At 64.8% G+C, this 20,158-nt stretch carries 15 protein-coding genes; 10 read left to right on the top strand and 5 right to left on the bottom strand.

Going from position 1 to position 20,158, the window contains the following annotated elements:
* Positions 1-47 precede the first annotated feature (47 nt).
* On the bottom strand, positions 48-1,541 hold the full coding sequence (gene mctP, locus ACWFUC_RS24535) for a monocarboxylate uptake permease MctP (protein WP_489625581.1): 1,494 nt from the start codon (positions 1,539-1,541) through the stop codon (positions 48-50).
* A complete protein-coding gene (locus tag ACWFUC_RS24530; RefSeq protein ID WP_034332747.1) occupies positions 1,541-1,720 on the bottom strand; it encodes a DUF3311 domain-containing protein in 180 nt (59 codons plus the stop codon). The genes mctP and ACWFUC_RS24530 overlap by 1 nt, the downstream gene beginning before the upstream one ends.
* Before the next feature lie 211 nt (positions 1,721-1,931).
* Between ACWFUC_RS24530 and ACWFUC_RS24525 the strand changes: the two genes are divergently transcribed.
* Both ACWFUC_RS24525 and ACWFUC_RS24520 read left to right on the top strand, forming a co-directional pair.
* Positions 1,932-2,837 carry an NAD-dependent protein deacetylase gene (locus tag ACWFUC_RS24525; RefSeq protein WP_489623664.1) on the top strand — a complete coding sequence of 302 codons (906 nt, stop codon included), beginning with the start codon at positions 1,932-1,934 and terminating at the stop codon, positions 2,835-2,837.
* A 528-nt stretch (positions 2,838-3,365) separates the two neighbouring features.
* Entirely contained in the window at positions 3,366-4,403 is a 1,038-nt protein-coding gene (locus tag ACWFUC_RS24520; protein WP_489623663.1) for an Lnb N-terminal periplasmic domain-containing protein, read from the top strand.
* Between the two features lie 228 nt (positions 4,404-4,631).
* Here ACWFUC_RS24520 and ACWFUC_RS24515 read toward each other — a convergent pair whose 3' ends face one another.
* Positions 4,632-5,921 (bottom strand): O-acetylhomoserine aminocarboxypropyltransferase/cysteine synthase family protein, encoded by a 1,290-nt coding sequence (locus ACWFUC_RS24515; RefSeq protein WP_489623662.1) that lies wholly within the window; start codon positions 5,919-5,921, stop codon positions 4,632-4,634.
* A 259-nt stretch (positions 5,922-6,180) separates the two neighbouring features.
* Positions 6,181-7,614, bottom strand: coding sequence for a fimbrial protein (locus ACWFUC_RS24510; RefSeq protein ID WP_489637385.1), 1,434 nt, complete (start codon positions 7,612-7,614; stop codon positions 6,181-6,183).
* Between the two features lie 279 nt (positions 7,615-7,893).
* Here ACWFUC_RS24510 and ACWFUC_RS24505 point away from each other — a divergent pair, with 279 nt between their 5' ends.
* The 7 genes from ACWFUC_RS24505 (at position 7,894) to ACWFUC_RS24475 (ending at position 17,439) form a co-directional block, all read left to right on the top strand.
* Positions 7,894-8,421, top strand: coding sequence for a fimbrial protein (locus ACWFUC_RS24505; protein ID WP_199725100.1), 528 nt, complete (start codon positions 7,894-7,896; stop codon positions 8,419-8,421).
* Positions 8,422-8,546: 125 nt separating this feature from the next.
* Complete coding sequence (locus ACWFUC_RS24500; protein ID WP_489623660.1) at positions 8,547-9,251, top strand: fimbrial biogenesis chaperone; 705 nt, start codon at positions 8,547-8,549, stop codon at positions 9,249-9,251.
* Positions 9,252-9,261: 10 nt separating this feature from the next.
* Positions 9,262-11,874, top strand: a complete 2,613-nt coding sequence (locus tag ACWFUC_RS24495) for a fimbria/pilus outer membrane usher protein (RefSeq protein WP_489637384.1) — start codon at positions 9,262-9,264, stop codon at positions 11,872-11,874.
* Positions 11,871-12,641 carry a fimbrial biogenesis chaperone gene (locus ACWFUC_RS24490; protein ID WP_489623658.1) on the top strand — a complete coding sequence of 257 codons (771 nt, stop codon included), beginning with the start codon at positions 11,871-11,873 and terminating at the stop codon, positions 12,639-12,641. Before ACWFUC_RS24495 ends, ACWFUC_RS24490 begins: the two co-directional genes overlap by 4 nt.
* An 11-nt stretch (positions 12,642-12,652) precedes the next feature.
* Entirely contained in the window at positions 12,653-13,474 is an 822-nt protein-coding gene (locus tag ACWFUC_RS24485) for an EAL domain-containing protein (protein ID WP_489623657.1), read from the top strand.
* Between the two features lie 24 nt (positions 13,475-13,498).
* Positions 13,499-14,158 (top strand): response regulator, encoded by a 660-nt coding sequence (locus ACWFUC_RS24480; RefSeq protein WP_039784218.1) that lies wholly within the window; start codon positions 13,499-13,501, stop codon positions 14,156-14,158.
* Between the two features lie 8 nt (positions 14,159-14,166).
* Complete coding sequence (locus ACWFUC_RS24475) at positions 14,167-17,439, top strand: hybrid sensor histidine kinase/response regulator (RefSeq protein ID WP_489623656.1); 3,273 nt, start codon at positions 14,167-14,169, stop codon at positions 17,437-17,439.
* A 330-nt stretch (positions 17,440-17,769) separates the two neighbouring features.
* On the opposite strand, the gene ACWFUC_RS24470 is transcribed toward ACWFUC_RS24475, so the two are convergent.
* Complete coding sequence (locus ACWFUC_RS24470; RefSeq protein WP_204725905.1) at positions 17,770-18,786, bottom strand: AraC-like ligand-binding domain-containing protein; 1,017 nt, start codon at positions 18,784-18,786, stop codon at positions 17,770-17,772.
* 425 nt (positions 18,787-19,211) lie between these two features.
* Here ACWFUC_RS24470 and ACWFUC_RS24465 point away from each other — a divergent pair, with 425 nt between their 5' ends.
* Complete coding sequence (locus ACWFUC_RS24465; protein WP_039784226.1) at positions 19,212-20,114, top strand: LysR family transcriptional regulator; 903 nt, start codon at positions 19,212-19,214, stop codon at positions 20,112-20,114.
* Positions 20,115-20,158: the final 44 nt, after the last annotated feature.

The raw sequence follows: 20,158 nt of genomic DNA, 5'->3' as shown, positions 1-20,158 counted from the left end.
CGGATGCATCGCCTGATCAAACGCCGATGCATCCTTGCATCATCACATCAACGCTTCAATGCAGGTTTCGAGCCCTTGCCCAGGATCAGGTTGGCGATGACGGCCACCACCACGTTCAGGGCCAGCGCAATGAGGCCGGTATAGAGCGTGTAGGTCTCGCCGCCGATCAGGAAGCTGTGGACCGGCTTGATGCCGTCACTGAAGGCCAGCCAGCTGCCGCCGACGATGCCCACGGCCCAGCCGCACAGCAGTGCGCGGGCACCGAACCAGCCGACAAACAGACCGAACACCAGCGCCGGGAAGGTCTGCAGGATCCACACGCCGCCCAGCAATTGCAGGTCCAGCGCGAACTTGGTCGGCAGGAACAGGATGAACACCAGCGCCCCGAACTTGACCACCAGCGACACCACCTTGGCCACCTTGGCTTCGCCTTCATGGCTGATGCCAGGATTGACGTAAGGCTTCCAGAAGTTGCGGGTGAACAGGTTGGAGGCCCCGATGGACATCACTGCCGCCGGCACCAGCGCACCGATGGCAATGGCGGCAAACGCGAAGCCCGCGAACCAGCCAGGGAACAATCCGTTGAACAGCGCCGGCACCACGTCGTTGTTGGCCTGCACCTTGATGCCCGCCGCATACGCCATGTAGCCCAGCAGCGCAATCAGACCCAGCAGCACCGTATAGGCCGGCAGGAACACGGCGTTCTTGCGGATGGTATTGGCATCCTTGGCCGCGAAGATGCCGGTCAGCGTGTGCGGATACATGAAGGCCGCCAGTGCCGAACCCAGTGCCAGTGAAGCGAAGGGCAGGAACTGCGTGGGTTTCAGGGTCAGGCCGGTAGCGCCGCCCTTGATTGCGAACGCCTCGCGCGCCGAGTTGAACACGGCACCATAGCCGCCCAGCTTGGCCGGCACCACCACCACCGCCACCAGCACCACGATGTAGATCATGATGTCCTTGACGAAGGCGATCAGCGCCGGTGCCCGCAGGCCGGCCGAGTAGGTGTACAGGGCCAGGATCACGAAGGCTGCCAGCAGCGGCAGTTCACCGGTCAGACCCAGGGCCTTGATGACCACTTCCATGCCGATCAGCTGCAGGGCGATGTAGGGCATGGTGGCGACCACGCCGGTCAGCGCAATGGCGAACTCCAGCGGACGCGACTGATAGCGTCCCCACACCACATCGGCGGCGGTCACGTGGCCGGCCTTGTGCGCCGCATGCCACAACTTGGGCATGATCACGAACACGATCGGGTAGACCAGGATGGTATAGGGCAGGGCAAAGAAGCCATAGGCCCCGACCGCATACACCAGCGCCGGTACCGCGATGACGGTATAGGCGGTATAGAAATCGCCACCGACCAGGAACCAGGTGATCCAGGTGCCGAAGTTGCGGCCACCCAGGCCCCACTCATCGAGATGGGCGCCCTTGTTGCTGGGACCGGCCATCCATTTGGAGGCCAGGAAGCCCATCACGGTGACCAGGACAAAGAAGAACAGGAAGACCCAGAGCGCGGTCCAGTGGATGTTGGACGTCTCCATCATTCGACTCCCTTCTTCAGGCCATCACGATAGACCAGCCAGATGATGAGCGAGGTCAGCGGTACCCAGGCGAACTGGTACCAGTAGAAGAAGGGGAAGCCAAAGAGGCTGGGCAATTCGGCGTTGTAGAAGGGGACCCAGAGCAGGCCGATGAAAGGCAGCAGAAGTAATAGCCGCATGATTGATGCTCCTCGAACTTTTGGCGGAAGAATTTTTATGTCGGCGCTGTCCCGGCCTTGCGAGCCGGGTGCGCCTTGAAAGTTGCACGGGAATTATAGGGAGAATCGGCAAATCGCGTCCGCCGGCCCCTGGCAGGCGCGGTCCTCGCGGCTGCAGGCTCGGCCGAATTCGCGTAGTCTGCCGTGTGTGATCCTCCCGCCAATCTTTGCCATGAGCCCGAGTCTGTCCGTTCCGCGTGATGCCGCTTTCCCTGGTGCAACTGACGTGATCAGCAATGCCGATACCGACCTGCTGCCCGCATTGGCGCAACTGTTGCAGCGTCATCGCCAGGTGCTGGTCCTGACCGGGGCCGGCATCAGTACCGCGTCCGGCATTCCCGACTACCGCGACGACAGCGGCGTGCGGCGCGGCCGGCTGCCCATCCAGGGCACCGAGTTCCGGCAGTCGGAAGCGGCCCGCAAACGCTACTGGGCGCGCAGCATGCTGGGCTGGCCACGCCTGGCGCAGGCCGCGCCCAATGCGGCGCACCGCGCGCTGGCGCAATTGCAGCAGGCCGGCCATCTCGGCGGCATCCTGACCCAGAACGTCGATGGCCTGCACCAGCAGGCGGGCAGCCGCGACGTGATCGAACTGCATGGCAGCATCCATGCGGTGCGCTGCCTGGCCTGCGACACCGTCTATCCGCGCGCCGAGATCCAGCAGGAGCTGGCACGCTGCAATCCCTCCTTGGTCAACCTGCAGGCCGAGGCCTTGCCCGATGGCGATGCCCGCCTGGAACCGGAGGCCGATGCCGCCTTCCATGTGCCGGCCTGCGTGGCCTGTGGCGGCATGCTGCAACCGGACGTGGTGTTCTTCGGCGATGGCGTGCCGCCCGCGCGCACGGCACAGGCCGAAGCGGCGGCCCAGGCCTGTGATGCCATGCTGGTGATCGGCTCTTCGCTGATGGTGTTGTCGGGCTTCCGCTTCCCGCGCACGGTGGCTGCGGCCGGCAAGCCGGTGGTGGCGATCAACCGCGGCGTGACCCGTGCCGATGACTTGCTGGCCTTCAAGCTGCGCGAGGATGCCGAGTCGGTGCTGCCGCGCCTGGCCACACTGCTGGGTGCGGACGGGCCCTGAGCTACTCCTGCGCTTGCCTCGGCGAGCAACGATCAACTATCGACATGCGGATTGCTTCGTTCAGTTCCGCGCCGCGCATCCCTACACTGGCGGGCGACCCTTCTTCTCCCGGAAAGCGAACCTGCCATGTTGAAGTCCCTGCAGCCGCAGCTGCAGCAGAAGGGCTACAAGATCCGCTACTACGAATTCTCCACCGGACTGGAAGCCACCAGCACGCTCAAACTCGGCAAGAACTGATCCCTGCACCTGAGCCGGACCGCGCCGTAATCAGCAGCGCGGTCCGGCTTTTTTGTTTATGTCTTCACATCGCCGGGCTCATGCTCCCCGCCTGCCGGCGCCAGCGGACGCCGCAGTCGCTGCGTTGGCTTGGGCGGCTGTGACATGCGGATTCCTCGGAGAAGACAAAGCGGGTCGTCGATTGTGGAACGCGCCCGCCGTGACGGCCACGAATGCTTTCGCATGAACTTGTGCGGACAAGGCCGCTACAATGCGGCTGGACCGAACCGAGACAAGTTGAGGATGTTGCCGATGGCTGTTGTGCATGCTGCGATGATGATGGTGCTGGGCCTGCTGGCACTGGGCCTGGCCGTATGGGGCGGGTTTGCGCTGTGGTTCCAGCTGCCGGGCGCCGCCTGGCTGCGCATCGCCGCCATCGTGCTGTGGAGCTTGCCGCCTGCAGCGACGCTGGCGCTGGTGGCCGGGGTGCCGGGCCTGCCCGGCCTGCCTCACTCCTGGCGCTGGGGCCCGGTGGCCCTGGTGCTGGCCGGTATTGCCATGGCCGGCTGGTGGAGCAGCATCCGCCCCAGCCACGCGCGCGACTGGGCCGATGATGTGGCGCGCATGCTGGTGTCGCAGGTGCAAGGCGATACCGTCACGCTGGACAACGTGCGCAACTTCAACTGGCGCACCGAGACTGATGTCGACATCCGTTGGGAATCGCGCCAATATGATCTCGCGCAACTGGTCTCGGCCGACTTGCTGCTGTCCTACTGGATGGGCCCGGCGATTGCGCACACGCTGGTGTCCTTCGGTTTTGCCGATGGACGGCGCCTGGTGTTCTCGCTGGAGATCCGGCGAGAACGCGATGAAGCCTTCTCGGCCGTGGGCGGCTTCTTCCGCAAGTTCGAGACCGTCATCGTTGCCGCCGACGAAGCCGACATCATCCGTACCCGTACCAACGCGCGCGGGGAGGATGTGTATCTGTATCGTCTGCAATTGCGCCCGGATCAATTGCGCCGCGTCTTCCTCGGCTACCTCGAACGCGCGGCGCAATTGCGGGAGAGTCCGCGTTTCTACAACACCCTCACCAGCAACTGCACCACGATCGTCTTCGAACTGGCGCGCCGTCTCTCGCCTTCGCTGCCGCTGGACTATCGCCTGCTGCTCTCCGGCTACTTCGCCGATTACGTGTTTGACCACGGCGTGCTGACACCGGGATATAGCTTCGTGCAATTGCGCGAGGCCGGGCGCATCACCGAACGCGCCCTGCAAAGCGGCCCGGAGCAGGACTACAGCAAGCGCATCCGGCAAGGCGTTCCGGGTGTGTCCATGGGCGAGCTGCGCTGAGGCACTGCTGGCTTGCTCCGACCTGGACGTGCCACCTGTCTTGCCCGAGGCTTCGACCCGTTGGAGGATGCCATCGACTATGGCCGTGAACTGATCCCGCGGACGCGTGAGCTGGTGGCGCAGCGCCTGCAGCAACGGGCAGCCCAAAAGCAGGCCGCCTGATTTATCCACTGCCTGAAACGAAAATGGCTCCGCATGCGGAGCCATTTTTTTTGAGGAAAGATCAGGTCAGGCCGATTGCAAGGCCTGTTCCAGGTCGGCCAGCAGATCGTCGATATGCTCGATGCCGATGGACAGGCGTACGGTATCTTCCGTCACGCCCGCCTTCTCCAGTTCGGCGGGCGACAGCTGGCGGTGGGTGGTGGAAGCGGGATGTGTAGCCAGTGACTTGGCGTCACCGATGTTGACCAGCCGCGTGAACAGTTGCAGCGCATCCTGGAAGCGCGCGCCGCCGTCGCGGCCATTGGCCACGCCGAAGGTCAGCACGCCCGAGGCGCGGCCCTTGAAATACTTCTGCGCCAGCGCATGGTCGGGATGATCTTCCAGCCCCGCATAGTTGACCCAGCGTACCTTCGGGTGGCGCTTCAGGTATTGCGCCACGGCCAGCGCATTGGAGGTGATGCGGTCCAGCCGCAGGGACAAGGTTTCGATGCCCTGCAGGATCTGGAAGGCATTGAAGGGCGAGAGCGCGGCGCCGGTATTGCGCAACGGGACCACGCGCGCACGGCCGATGTAAGCAGCCTCGCCCAGCGCCTCGGTATACACCACGCCGTGATAGCTGACGTCGGGTTCGTTGAGGCGCTTGAAGCGTTCCTTGTGCCTGGCCCAGGGGAACTTGCCCGAATCGACGATGGCCCCGCCCAGCGTAGTGCCATGGCCGCCGAGATACTTGGTCAATGAATGCACCACGATGTCGGCCCCATGCTCGAAGGGACGCAGCAGATAGGGCGTGGCCACGGTGTTGTCCACGATCAGCGGGACGCCATGGCGATGCGCGATCTTGACCACGGCGGCGATGTCGGTGACGTTGCCCAGCGGGTTGCCGATGGATTCGATGAAGATGGCCTTGGTGCGCTCATCGATCAGCGGTGCAAAGGACTCCGGCTGGCGCGGATCGGCGAAGCGCGTCTGGATGCCGAACTGCGGCAGCGTGTGGGCAAAGAGGTTGTAGGTACCGCCATACAGGGTGGAGGCCGAGACGATGTTGTCGCCCGCTTCGGCAATGGTCTGGATCGCGTAAGTCACGGCGGCCTGCCCGGAGGCCAGGGCCAGGGCGGCGATGCCGCCTTCGAGTGCGGCCAGGCGTTTTTCCAGTACGTCCTGGGTCGGGTTCATGATGCGCGAATAGATGTTGCCCTGGACCTTCAGGTCGAACAGGTCGGCACCGTGCTGGGTATCGTCGAAGGCGAAGGCCACGGTCTGGTAGATCGGCACGGCCACGGCGCGCGTGGTCGGGTCAGGATCGTAGCCGCCGTGGACGGAGAGGGTTTCGAATTTCCATTGCGGGTTGTCTGGCATGTTGTCTCTCTTCTTCTCGTGAATGGGATGCGGGAACACTGTCGCACCCCAGACGCTAGCGCGAGCGGGCAGGGCGCGCAAAGAAATGATTTCTCATAAGCATATGCGCCCATGCCGGTGAGATCGCATCGATGTCAGGCCAATCTCCATCCGTGTTCGAACTGCACAGCAATACTGCATCAGTCACGATGGATAGCATGCAGGGCAAGCTTCCCTGCCGGCGCTCCGGCCCCAGCCGGTTACGCACCGGCCGCGCGCCTCATTGCACCTTGACGATCACATAGGCGGTCGCAAACACCCTGCCTGCTGCCACGGCTTGTCCTGGCAGCCGTTGCAGCGTAGCGGTCAGCCGTTTTTCCACCGTGAACTGATACGCGGGGGCAGCAGGTTCCGGCGGCAGGCAGCGTGATGCATTGCTGGCGTCGAGGCGATACCATCCGGCGTTGCGACCCGCTGGCAGCGGTCTGGATAATCCTTGTCCGGCCAGCGGCGAGCTGAGGAATTGCATCGGCTGCTGGCTGTCGCTGTCGCTCAGGCTGATGCCCACACCCTTGGCCAGGGAAGGATCCAGGCCGTAGTAGTCCGAGAGCAGATACCGCACGCCTTGGTCCTGATTGACATACCCCAGCTGCCGCGCTGCCGCCAGTGCGCCCGGTGAGACCTGAATGCCAAAGGCGGTCTGGTTGTCGTCAGTACCGGCGGTGGCTGGCGGTCGGGTATTGACGCCCTCGTCACAGCGAAAGGCCAGCGTGAATTCCACCTGCCGTGTCTCGCCCTGGTTGAGTTCCTCTTCCGAGATCGTCGGAAAAACCACTTCCGGCGTCACGTTCTGCACCACGCACGAGGGCAGCACGCTCAGGGTGGCCGCCTGGCGCATGCCGAATGCGATGCCGTTGGCGGCACCGAAGAAGAGGAAGCGCGTCGCGTGATCTTCACCATCATCATCCATGTCGCCGCTGGCGCGGTTGTACCCCGGACCCCGCAACATCAGGTATCCATTGGGCTGCAGACAGCGGTAGGGAACGGCCGTCTGGAACCGGTTGTTCGGGCGGTCGCCGCACCAGTTGCTGGTGCCGGTGCCGGGACTGAGATCGGAGACACGGGCGATCTCGGCCTTGACCGGACTGAGATGCCTGGCGCGGATCAGGATCTTCTTGCTGGCTTCATCGACGTCGTAGTTCTCAAGACGGGCCGATTGGTAATAGCGCGAAAACACCTTCCCTGAGCGCAGATGCGTGAGCCGGATCGCCACACCGGGAAACCAGGTGCGGTAGAAACCCGGCAAGCCATCCTGCGTGCCGATCTCGGCAAATCCGCCCACGCGGTCATCGCCATTGGTGGAAAACACTTCGGAGATCTGTCCGGCATCGGCCAGGTCACAGGTCCACAGCAGTGTATCGCCGCTGATGCCGGAGGCCTCGGCGGCCGTCGCCACCGCACTGCCCAGCAGTGTGCCGGCCGGCTGCAGGACGGTACTGGCGAGATTGATGCGGCCGAACCAGAACTGGGCCGAGCCGCCATCGCTCAAGGGCGTAAAGGGATAGGCGATGCGATTGTTGCGCTTGCAGATGGCCTCTGCCGGCACCGACAGCAGGCATAGCGCCAGCAAGGCAAGCAGCAGGTGCAAAGGGCAGGGTAGGGCCCAGTGGGAAGGTACGCCGGGCCTGGCGTGATCGGGCGGGCGAGCAGACAAGGGAAAACTCCGGCAAGGATGGGAAGCCCTGCATGTTCGCGCAAGCGCACCTGTGCGCGACATGGGCCGGCTCTGCAATGTGCATGGGCCAAATCCCATTGTGCGGCGATGCCCGCGTTTGGGATTTTGCCTATTGCTGAATCAGCGATTGCCAACGGCTGCTTGGGGGAGCGCCGATTCTGCTGCGCCACCTGCCTGCCTATGATTCGTCTGGTGCCGGACACATCGGTTGGTGTCGGCATTCTTCGTGGATCGACCGAATTCTCCTTGGGGGTAAAAATGAAAAAGCATCTCGCAATTCTGTTGCTGGTCTCGCCGTCGGTGGTACTGGCGGCAGGCAGTACCATCAATTTCCGTGGCCAGGTCAACAGCCAGACCTGCCAGGTGATGGTCGACGGTGCGGCCAATCCAGTGGTGCTGCTGCCCACGGTGGCCACCGGCGACCTCGCGGCGGCAGGCACGTCGGCGGGCGAGACGCCCTTCGTGGTCAGTGTCAGTGGCTGCACGGCATCGGCCACCGACAAACTGAAGATCAAGACGCAATTCCTGGCCAGCGCCGCCACCAGCGGCAACAACATTCCCAACCTGGGCAGCGCCAAGAACGTGGCGCTGCAATTGCGCAAGAGCGTCGGCGGCGATCCGATCAGCCTGGTGGGCGGCAGCGGCGTGTCGGTCGAGGGGCTGGAGATAGCCGCCGGCAGTACCAGTGCTTCCCATACCTTTGCCGTACGCTACGTCGCCGAAGGCGGCGCGGCCGAAGCCGGCTCCGTGATTGGCTCGGTACAGTACGCCCTCGACTACTTCTGATGCGCCTGTCCGGGCGCGGACTTCCGTTTCCCCGTTGGTCTCACCCCTGTCGCTGCCGGGATAGCTCCCGGCGGCGCATCCCCGTTTTTGCCATGAACAGAACAAGCTTGCGCGCAGGTCTCCTCATGTTGCTGGTCTTCCTGCTGAGTGCGCACGCCAGCGCCAGCGTGACCATGCTCGGTACGCGCGTCATCTATCCGGCCGACGCCGGCGAGCAGGTGCTGCGCTTCAGCAACCCTGACGATCATCCCAATCTGGTCCAGCTGTGGCTGGATGATGGACACGCCGGCCGGCCCGATGGGCAGGCCTCGCCCTTCCTGGTGATTCCGCCAGTGTTCCGCATCGAGCCGCATGGCGGCCAGGTGGTGCGGCTCTCCTACATCGGCGCAGCGCTGCCGCGGGACCGCGAGTCGCTGTTCTTTCTGAATTTCCTGCAGGTGCCGGCCCTCAAGGCCGATTCGGTCAACGACAATCAGCTGGTGCTGACCGTGCGCAGCCGCATGAAAGTCTTCTATCGTCCCCCCGCCCTGGCCAGCGAGGCCGATGCGGCGCGCGCACCCGCGGCGCTTTCCTTCGCCATCGACAGCAGCGACGGGATGGCCAGCATGGTGGTGCGCAACGGCAGTGGCTATCACCTGATGGTGCAACAGGCCGATCTGGTCTTGGGTGACCAGGCGCAAGCGCTGGCCAGGACCACGGTGATCCAGCCTTTCCAGGAACTGCGCTGGCCGCTGGACCATGTGCCGGCCGACCGTGCAGGCATGCGCATGCGTCTGCGTCTGCTCAACGATGTGGGTGTGGAAGTGCCGCGCGACTATCCCGTGCAGTGAGGTGATCACGGTGAGTGTGCATCCCTCGCCTCTGCGGCGCGTGGCCCGGTCCGTCCTGTCGCTCGGGGCCGGGCTGCTGGCCTGGCCGGTGGCCGTGGCCGGCCCGGCGGAGAACAGCTATCGATTTCTGGAATCGCTGGAGATGGCCTCGCCCATCAACAAGGGCAGCCTGTCACGTTTCAATCGCGTGGGCAATGTCGAGCCCGGCATCTACAGTGTGGATGTGTTTGTCAATGGCAGCTACAGCCACCGTCGTGCATTGCGCTTCGACCTGGTCGAAGGGATGGGCGCGGCGGCCTGCTTCAAGGCCGAGGACGCCGTCTTGCTCGACCTGCGGCAGGATCTGGTCGCGCAGCTGGGCCAGCGCGAGTGCGCCCGCATCGACGAGCTGGCGCCCGGGGCGCAGGCCGTGTTCGATCTCTCACGCCTGCGGCTGGATGTCAGCCTGCCGCAGGCGCAACGCAACCATGTCGCACGGGGCTACATCGATCCCGCGCTCTACGATGCCGGTGACAGCATGGGTTTCCTCAACTACAGCATCAGCCAGTATTACGCCCATACCGCCCAGGCCAGCAGCAGTTCGGTCTACGGTTTTACCAACAGCGGCGTGAACCTGGGCCTGTGGCGTTTGCGCCAGCAAGGCAGCCTGGGCTATGACAGCCGCAGCGGGCTGCGCTGGAATCCGGTGCGCACCTATGCCCGCCGCGCCTTGCCCGACTGGACCAGCGAACTGACGGTGGGCCAGAGCTATACCTCCGGCAAGCTGCTGTCGGGACTGGCCTACCAGGGACTGGAACTGAGTTCGGACGAGCGCATGCTGCCCGATTCGCAGCGCGGCTATGCACCGGTCATTCGCGGCACTGCGCGCAGCAACGCTCAGGTCATCGTCAGCCAGAAGGGGCGCGATATCTACCGCACCACCGTCGCTCCGGGCAGTTTCGTGATCGACGATCTGTATCCGACCAGCTACAACGGCGATCTGGATGTCACCGTCATCGAGGCCGATGGCACCCGATCCCGCTTCAGCGTGCCTTACTCGGCGCTGCCGGAATCGATGCGGCCTGGCAGTGAGCGTTACAGCGTCACACTGGGCCGGACCCGCGATACCGACAGCAGCTTGCCGTTCGTGGATGCGCTCTACCAGCGCGGGCTGAGCAACAGCATGACCGGCAGCCTCGGACTGCGCCTGGCGCCGGCATACCAGTCGGCGGTGCTGGGCACCACCCTGGCCGGGCCGGCCGGTTCGCTGGGCCTGTCGCTGAACTATTCGCATGCCGACACGGGTGGCGGTGCGCGTGGCGGCTGGATGATGGGCGTGTCTTATTCACGGGCCTTCGATGTCACCGGCACGCAGTTCTCCATCGCCAGCTATCGCTACTCCACGTCCGGTTACCGCGAACTGGCCGACGTGATCAGCGAGCGCCAGGTGCGGCGTACCGGATTCTCTTCGCTGGCCAGTTCCACCAGCTATCAGCAGCACTCGCGCATCGATCTCTCGCTCAGCCAGCAACTGGGGAGCCTGGGCTCGCTCTATCTCTCCGGCCTGACCCAGACCTTCCACCATGACCGCAGCCGCATCACGCAATTGCAGTTCGGGTATTCGACCTTGTGGCGCAACGGCGTGAGCCTGAACCTCGCCTTCCAGCGGCAGCAGGTCAGCAGTGTGGCGCGGACCGCCAATGATCTGGACGGGCGGCTGGCAGCGGTGGCGCAACCGGGCTCCTCGTTGATGCTGTCGTTGTCGATCCCGCTGGGGCGCGAGGGCGGTGAGCGGCCTGTCGCCAGTACGTCGGTGGTCCGGGCGGCGGACCAGGACCTCTATCAGACCCAGGTGTCCGGCATGCTGGCGGGCGAGCGCCAGCTCAGCTACAGCGTGGGGGCCAGCCATGTGCCGGGCGGCCAGCAGGACAGCATCAACGGCAACCTCGGCGCGCGTCTGCCCAAGGCCAACCTCAATCTCAATCTTACGCACGGGCGCGACTACTGGCAGGTGGCCGGCAACGTGCGCGGTGCGCTCGCCGTGCATGCCGGCGGTATCACCCTCGGCCCCTATCTGGGCGATACCTTTGCCCTGATCGAAGCCAAGGGGGCGGAAGGTGCGCGTCTTTTCAACGGCCAGGGAGCGGTGATCGACAGCCACGGCTACGCCTTGCTGCCTTCGCTCTCGCCCTATCATCGCAACGTGGTCGAACTGGCGGCCAGCGGCAAGCGCCACAAGACTGAATTGCTGGAAAGCCAGCGCACCGTCATCCCGTATGCCGGGGCCACGCTCAAGCTCAGTTTCAGGACGCGCACCGGCCACGCCTTGCTGATTCGCCTGCAGCGCGATGGCGCCTCGCCCTTGCCGATGGGAGCCGATGTGCTCGATGCGCAAGGCGGCGTGATCGGCATGGTCGGGCAGGGCAGCCAGGCTTATCTGCGCACCGACCAGCTGCAGGGCGAGCTGCTGGTGCGCTGGGGCGACGGCCAGCAGGAGCGTTGTTCCGCGCGCTACGATCTGCAGGGGCAGGATCTGGCGCAGGAGCTGATCCGGCTGGAAGCGGCCTGTGTGGCTGCACCCCGCCGTGCCGAGTTCCTGCCGGCAGAGGCCGCACAACCGCGCGCAACGGGAGCCCCGCAATGAGCCGCTGCCGGATCGGTTGGCTGGCAGGCTGGCTGCTGCTGTCCATGCTGCTCTGCTGCATGCGTGCCGAGGCCGGGGTCATGCCCGAGCGCACGCGCCTCGTCTTCAGCCAAGGAGCACGCGAACTCAGCCTGCGCCTGGCCAATACCAATCCGCATGCGGTGGTGCTGCAGAGCTGGGTGGACCAGGGCGAGGGCAGCCAGGCACCGGACACGGTCCAGTCTGCGCTGTTCGTCCTGCCTGCCGTGCAGCGGCTGTCGCCGCAGGCCATCGGCCAGGTCCGCGTGCTGACCACCGGCGAGCCGCTGCCGACCGATCGCGAATCGGTGTTCTGGCTCAATCTCTACGAGATCCCCCTGCTGGCGGATGCGCCGCAGGCAAGCGCGCCGCGCTTGCTGCTCGGGCTCAATACCCAGATCAAGGTGTTCCATCGTCCCGCCGGCCTTGCCGATCCTGGGCCGCAGTGGAGCGATGCGCTGCACTTCCGGCTGCAATGGCAAGCCGGGCAATGGGCCCTGGTCTGCCGCAATGACAGCCCTTATTTTGCTTCCCTTGCCAGCCTGCAGGTCAGTGATGGTCGCCGCGAACTGGTGCCGCGCGCCGCCCCCGACCAGATGGCACCGCCCTATGGCGAACAGGTCTTCGTGCTGCCCGTGGACGATGCCACCCTGCCGTGGCAGCAGCCGCGCCTGAGCTTCCAGCTCATCGATGACGACGGGCGATCCAGCGAGCACACAAGGTCCCTGATGCCGCCCAACCTGCCATGAAGGAAATTCCCATGCATGCCGCCGCTCATTGCGCCCACTCTGCCGCCCCCCCGCCCATGGAGCGCAGGCACTTGCTGCTGGCCTTGCGTCGCCGTCAGTTCCAGCCCTTCCTGCAGCCTATCGTCGGTGAGGACGGCGACTGGCAGGGGGCCGAGATCCTGATGCGCTGGCAGCATCCGCACGCCGGTGTGCTGGCACCATCGGTTTTTCTGGAGCGCTTGTCCGAGGAGGGCCTGCTGGCCGCCACCACGCGCCAGATGCTGCAGCAGGTGCGCACGTCGTGGAGCAGCGCACCCGCCTGTCTGCGGCAGCCCTTCGTGCTGTCCTTCAATGCCTGTGGTGAGCAGTTGCAGGGCGAATCGCTGGTGGCCCAGTGCCAGGCCCTGCTGCGCCGCCTGCCGTGGCCGCAGTTGCAGTTGATGATCGAGATGCCCGAGCGCGGTGCCGACCTTGGACCTGAGCGCTGCCGCCGCCTGTTCGCCCAGTGCGAGCGGGCCGATATCGCCATCGCCCTGGATGATTTCGGCATCGGCGACGCGCGCCTGCACCAGCTGGCCTGCGGCCGCGTCAGTTGCCTCAAGCTCGATCGATCGTTTGTTGCTGCCATGCAGGGCAATTCCCTGTACAGTCGCCTCATCGAAACCATCGTCAGCCTGGCCGCCGAGTTCGATGCGACCGTCACCGCCGAAGGCATCGAGACCCGGGGGCAGTGGCAGCGCTTGCGCCGGATGGGGGTGCGACGTTTCCAGGGATATTATTTCGCCAGGCCGCTGGCGATGCCGGAGTTCTTCCGGCAGATGCAGCGCCGCCGGGGCCAGGCGGCCACCAACTGAGCAGCGCGGAAAGGGAATGCCAACATGGCGACCAAGGGGACATTGATACGGGTCGGGATCGCAGATGATTATCCGGTCGTGTTGCGGGGCATCGAAGCCATCCTGGCCACCTGCGCCGACCTGGCGCTGGCCTTCTCGGCCGAGAGCATCGCGCAGCTGATGAGCTGCCTGGAGCGCGATCCGGTGGACGTGCTGCTGTGCGACTATGCCTTTGATGATGACCCCCAGGCCGACGGGCTGGACCTGCTCAAGCGCCTGCGCCGCCAGCATCCGGCGATGAAGGTGATCTTCCTCAGTGCCCATGCCCAGCCGCAGATCATTTCCAGCGCCCTGGAGCTGGGGGCGGCCGGTTTCATCGGCAAGAACCGCAGTGATTTCGTCAACCTGCCGCAAGCCGTCTGCAGCGTCCATCACGGCCAGGTCTATCTGCCGCAGTCGCTGTCGTCGGCCTTGCTGGGCAGTCTGTTCAATGTCAACGCACGCCAGACCGGGCTGGCCCAGTTGTCCGAGCGCGAGCTGGTGGTGGCGCGCATGATCTGCCAGGGCATGTCCATCAGCGACATCGCCGAGCGCCTCAACCGCAGTCCCAAAACCATCAGCAACCAGAAGGTGGCGGCCATGAAGAAGCTGGGGGTGAGCAATGACGTCGAACTGAGCCGGATCTTCCAGAACCTGGGCCACTGAGAGCAGCGATGCCGCGCCAGATCCTTGCCCTGTCGGAGCGCTACTATCGCCGGCTCCTGTATGGCTGCGCCACGCTGCTGTCGGTGGCCATCGTCTGCGCGGTGATGTTTCTGGGCTACAGCGCCTTCACGCAATTCCGCGAACGGCAGATCGGCAGCTTCACCAGCAAGCGCGAGCAGATCAAGTCCGAGGTCGATCGCCTCACCGCGCGGGTGGTCCAGTTCGCCGAGATGTATGCCCGACTGCAGCATCTCTACAAGAAGGAACTGATGGTGCTCGATACCTACAGCGAGCGTGTCGATCCCGGCGATATTACCCGCAGTCCCGAGAGTCTGACGGTGGTGCCTTTTTCGCTCGTGATACGCGGTGACACCGCCGCCGACCGCCTGCGCCTGGCCACGCTGCTGCTCCTGCTGCGGCAGGCCTCGGCCTTGCCGATGTTCAATCCGGCCGAGCCCGGCGTCACGCTGGACGGCTTCATCTATACCGCAGAGGCCGGCTTCCTGGCGGTCTCGCCGCCGCTGTCCGGCGCGGAAGAGCAAGAGGTACGCCGGCTCGGCATCTCGCCCTACATCAGCGCCATCAGCGCGCCGGTCGATGCGGCCTTCGCCGCCGAGCGCGAACGGGCGGCGCGCGCCCAGGGCAGCACCGGGCAGCGCGTGCTGTGGATGAGTCCGGCCTTGAGCGCACCGCTGCAGCGCTCGGCCGTGACCCGGCTGGCCGTGCGCATTGCGCTGGACAAGGGCGATCAGGCAACGGCCGTGTTCTCGGTGCCGGCCAGCCAGTTTCGCCAGTTCTTCATGAAGAACGAAGAGATGCCCGGCCTGATGGTGTTTGAAGGGCAGGGCAGCACACGTTTGCTGAGCAGCCCCGATCCACACGTCAATCCGCTGCTGATGCGCCACATCCAGGAGCATGTGCGGCATGCCACCGATCCGCACGATCACGTCGGCCATTTCCACGATGACGGCAGTTTCTTCATTGCCCAGACCATCGAGGGGCCGGAGTGGGTGGTGGTGCTCACCTTCACCTGGCGCGACGTGCTGGCCGGCTTGCAGGGCGACTTCACGACGGGGGCCGTCTGGGGTTTGTTTGCGTTGCTCTTCGTCTGGGTCGCTACCCTGTATTTCGACCGCTGCGTGATCGGGCCGCTGCAGAAGAAGGCGCTGGCCATGGTGGAGAGCCGTCAGTTCAGCCAGACCATCATCGATACCCTGCCGGTCGGCATCGCCGTCTATGCGCCCGGCTCCGGCGAAGTGGTACTGCGCAATGCGGTGGCCTCGCGCATGCTGGAGCAGTCGGCGCTGCCCTGCGCGGCCTTCTACGCGCAGATCCTCACCGCAGTGCGGGTCGGCGACAATCTGCGCCAGGCCATGATCGAAGCCGAACTGCCGCTGCGCGATGGCGGCATCAGTCATTTGGGCGCGGTCTGGTCGCGCACCCGTTTCTCGGGCCAGGATGTGCTGTTGCTGGGCATGATCGACCTCAACATGCAGAAGGCGCACGAAGCCCTCATGCGCGAAGCCAAAAGCATGGCCGACCGCGCCAACCAGGCCAAGTCCATGTTCCTGGCCCAGGTCAGCCACGAGATCCGCACGCCCCTGCATGGGGCCATCGGGCATATGGAGCTGCTGGCGCGGGAAGAGCTGTCGTTGCCGCAGCGGCAACGCATTGAGCTGATCCGTCATGCCTTCGACATGCTCATGGGGCTGGTCAACGACATCCTCGACATCACCAAGATCGAATCGCAATCCATCACGCTGGCCTCGGAAACGATGCAGCTCAACGACTTGCTGGAAGAGTGCGCGCAGCTGTTCGCACCGCTGGCACTGGACAAGGGACTGAGCTTCTCCTGCCTGCCCGCCGTGGCACTGGAAGCACCGGTGCTGGGCGATCCGCGGCGGCTGATGCAGATCCTGCACAACCTGGTCGGCAATGCCGTCAAGTTCACGGCGCAGGGGCGTATCCGCTTGTCGGTGCGGCTCCTGCGCCGCGAACCGGCGCGCATGGTGGTGCGCTTCGACGTCAGCGATACCGGCATCGGCGTCTCGCCCAGCGCCCGGCAACGCATCTTCAAGTCGCTGCAACAGGCCGATGACAGCATCAGCCAGCGCTTCGGCGGCACTGGCCTCGGTTTGTCGCTGTGCCGCCGCCTGGCCGAGCTGATGGGAGGCGATATCACCCTCGACAGCGAGCCGGGCCGGGGCAGCGTCTTCGGTGCGGAAATCACGCTGGCGCTGGTGGAGGGAGGCGGCACGCTGCCGGTCTCGCGCCCCTTGGCAGGCAAGACCGTGGCATTGCATTGTCACGATGCGGACATGGCAGCTACGCTCCGCGACTATCTCGCCGCGTGGGGTGCAGCGCGGCGTGACAGCGCCAGTGCGCCCGGCGCTGTGATCCATCTGGTCGCACCGGATTGCGTGGATGATTTCATCGCCTGCGCGCAACACCAGTCCGTGCCGGCCGTGCTGATCTGTCCTGACGTGGCCATGCGCGCCAGTCTTGCGCCTGGCTGGCAACAGGTCAGCGCCTTCGACCGGCACGACTGGCTGCGCGCGCTGGCCAGCCAGCCTGCTGCTGTGGAGCCACTACCGGTGGCAGAGCTGGTCAGTGTGGCCGCCGGACTCGACGTACTGGTGGTCGAGGATGACTATGTGAACCTGACCTTGATGCAGCAACAATTGCAGGCGCTGGGCTGCGCCTCTCCGCGGCTGGCCCGCGATGGTCTGGATGCACTGGCGCAATGGCAGGCGCACCCGGCCGATGTGCTCATCACCGATCTCGGCATGCCCGGTCTGGATGGCGTGGCGCTGGCCACGCGCGTGCGCGAGCAGCAGCCGCACGCCCGCATCATCGCCACCACGGCGGCAGGGCCGGGCAGTCTGGGGCAATGGCCGCAGGCGCTCTTCGATGCCCTGCTGACCAAGCCGGCCTCGCTGCAGCAGATGCAGGAGATCCTGGCGCGCCTGGTGCGCACGGTGCCTGCGCCATCGTTGCAGGCAGTGCAGACGGTGCCGGTCGATCCGTTTGAACGGGTAGTGCGGGAGGCATTCCGGCAGAGCTGGCCGGCAGAAAAAGAGAAGCTGCAGCAAGCCATCGATCGCGGTGAGCATGAACGCGTGCTGCGCATCCTGCATCGCCTGCAAGGGGGACTGCAAGCCATGGGGCTGGATGACCTGGCAGCACGCAGCGTCGAACTCCAGCACGCCATCACGGCGGGCGAGCCCTCGGCGCTGGCGGCCTGCAGGGAATGGATGCAGGCCATGGAGTCTGCCAGTTGAGTGCGAACAAGTTCTTCATGTTCATCCCCCATTTGCTGTCGATTGAGTGTTCGGGGCTGTGCACACCACAATGGCCGCTCTGCAGATCCTGAAGCGCGGTGGTAACAAGCACGGATGAATTTCCCGACAGGCAGCGTGCGTGGACATGCGCATGCCCACGCTTGTTGCGGCGATCTTGGTGAAGGAATTGACCAAAAAATATCCGCCGCCTGCGTCATGCAGCCGCGGATTTTCCCGTTTTTTTCACAAGGGAGGCACGCGGTGTGAGCCTTGCTGCGCGCTGGTGCAAGAACGGGCGAGGATGCCGTCGCGTGGTGCAGGGCCAAAAAATCAGCGCGTGACGCTGCGCGTCTGCTTGGGCAATTCGCCAAACCGCTCGCGATAGTAAGCCGAGAACCGTCCCAGATGCCCGAAGCCGAACTCGAAGGCGGTATCGGTGATGTTGGCACCGGGATGCGTGAGCAGGCGCTCGCGCACGGCATCGAGCCGGATGTTGCGCAGCAGGTCCATCGGCGCCACGCCATATTGCTGGTGGCACAGCGCATTGAGCGCGCGCACGCTCACGCCGGCCGCACCGGCCAGGTCGGCCAGCGCCAGCGGCGCGCACAGGCGGCTGCGGATGTAGCGCTCCAGCATGTCCAGGCGCTGCAGCTTGCCGGCACCGACCAGGCTGTCGGCCGATTCGCTGGCCGCACGCTGACCGCTGCTGGAGGCATGCACGGGCTCCACCGTGGACGTCAGTTGCGAGAGCAGGAATTGCGCAGCGCTGCGTTCGAAGTGCTGCACCCATTCTCCCTGTCCGGCCCCTTGGCCGGGCAGGGCCAGCACGCGCAGCAGCGACTGGATCAGCAAGTCCCAATAAGGCGCGGCCTGCTGCGGCAGCAGGAACACCGAGGGGACCTCCATCGGGCCGCGCTGGCCGACGGCACGCAATTCCTCGAACAGGGCCAGCGGCACCTTCAGGATCAGTTGCTCGGAGCCCGCCTGCCACCACAGGCGCAGATTCTTCTTTGGTGCGATCAGCGCCGTATGGCCTTGCGGGATGCACACCTTGCGGCCATCGGATTCGATCTCGGCGCTGCCCGAGAGCGTCATGTGGACCAGCGCAAAACCATTGAACAGGCGCGGCCGCACGACGACCTCGGCACCATACTTGAGCATGAAGATCTGCAACTGCTGGATCGCCGCCTTGAAGAGCACGGTATCGACATCGTCGCCCTTCCAGAACAGGTCATGTTCCGCGAGTTCGTTGGCGACCTGGGCGTGACAGTCGACCTTGCGGGTGGAGTGAAAAACGCGGCGACGATACAAGGGCTCCAGACTGAGCGCATGGACAGTGTTGAGCATGTTAACCTCTTAACGCTGCCCTTCCGCACGGGCCGGTGGCGGAAGAGCGGTGGTACCGGGGTGGGGTGCTGCTGCGTGCAGACGGCGCGGGATCCGGTCTGCCATGCACCTTCATGGACGATGCGAACGGAGTGCGCGCTGTCTGCTTTCCCTCAGCCAGCGGCGGCTGCGTTCAGCGTCATGCAAGTGCAAGTTTCATGCCCGGGATGGAAGCTCGTCGGCGGTGCGCAGAACAAAGCGCGCCAGCATGGGCGGGGTGGATCATGTCGGTCTCCTCTACGGTCTTCTGGTCGGACCCTGCTGCCGTGGACGCGGGCCTCGTTGCTGTGGGGCACGGCTCTGCGGCCGGCTGATCGCCGATTCTATGCGCTTGGCGGGTGAACGTACAATATCAAATCAGCATCATGGTATGCCTCGGAGGTAGTGTGGAACTGCGTCATCTCAAGTATTTCAATGCCGTCGCCAGCACGCTCAGTTTCAGCCGTGCGGCCGAATTGCTGCACATCGCCCAGCCGCCCCTGAGCCGGCAGATCCGCCAGCTCGAGGAAATGCTCGGGGCCGAGCTGATCGACCGCGCCTCGCGTCCGATTGCGCTCACCATGGCGGGCAAGTTTTTCTATGAACAGACCTTGCAGGTATTGTCCCGGCTGGAACAGATCGAGGAAGGAACGCGCGTCATCGCCCACGGACAGCAGCACTGGTTCAACATCGGTTTCGTGCCCTCGGCGCTGTATGGTTTGCTGCCCGAGATGATCAAGCGTTTCCGCGCCGACATGCCGGACATCGAAATCGGATTTTCCGAGATCGTGACCATGGAACAGATCGAGGCGCTCAAGTCCGGACGCATCGATGTAGGCTTCGGACGCCTGCCCATCAGCGACCCCGACATCCTCTGCGAGACCATCGTGGAAGAACCGCTGGTGGCGGTGTTCCCGCTGGGCCATCCGCTGCTGGCGCGCAGCAAGGTGACGCTGGCGCAGCTGGCCGAGGAACGTTTCATTCTCTATCCGGCCAAGCCCCGTCCCAGCTATGCGGACCAGGTGCTGGACATTTTTTCGAGCCGCGCCCTGCGGCCGGCCATCGTCAAGGAAGCCAACGAGATGCAGACCGCCATCGGCCTGGTCGCCGCTGGCGTGGGCGTGACCCTGGTGCCGCGTTCGGTGCAGGGGCTGCATCGTTCGGATGTGGTGTACCGGCCGCTGTCCAACAAGGGCGTGCATTCGCCGGTGATCATGAATTTCCGCGCCAACGACCGCTCGCTGTTGCTGCAAACATTACGGTCGACAGCGGCCTCGATTGCGCGCATGCATGCCGAGGAGTACGCCTGATCGCAGGCCTCCGAAGGGCGAGATGCAATGCACACGGGCCATGC

This window comes from Herbaspirillum sp. Her4, from assembly GCF_057961335.1.
The sequence above is the reverse complement of the archived record's forward strand: the minus strand, read 5'-3'. Positions and strand labels throughout refer to the sequence as shown.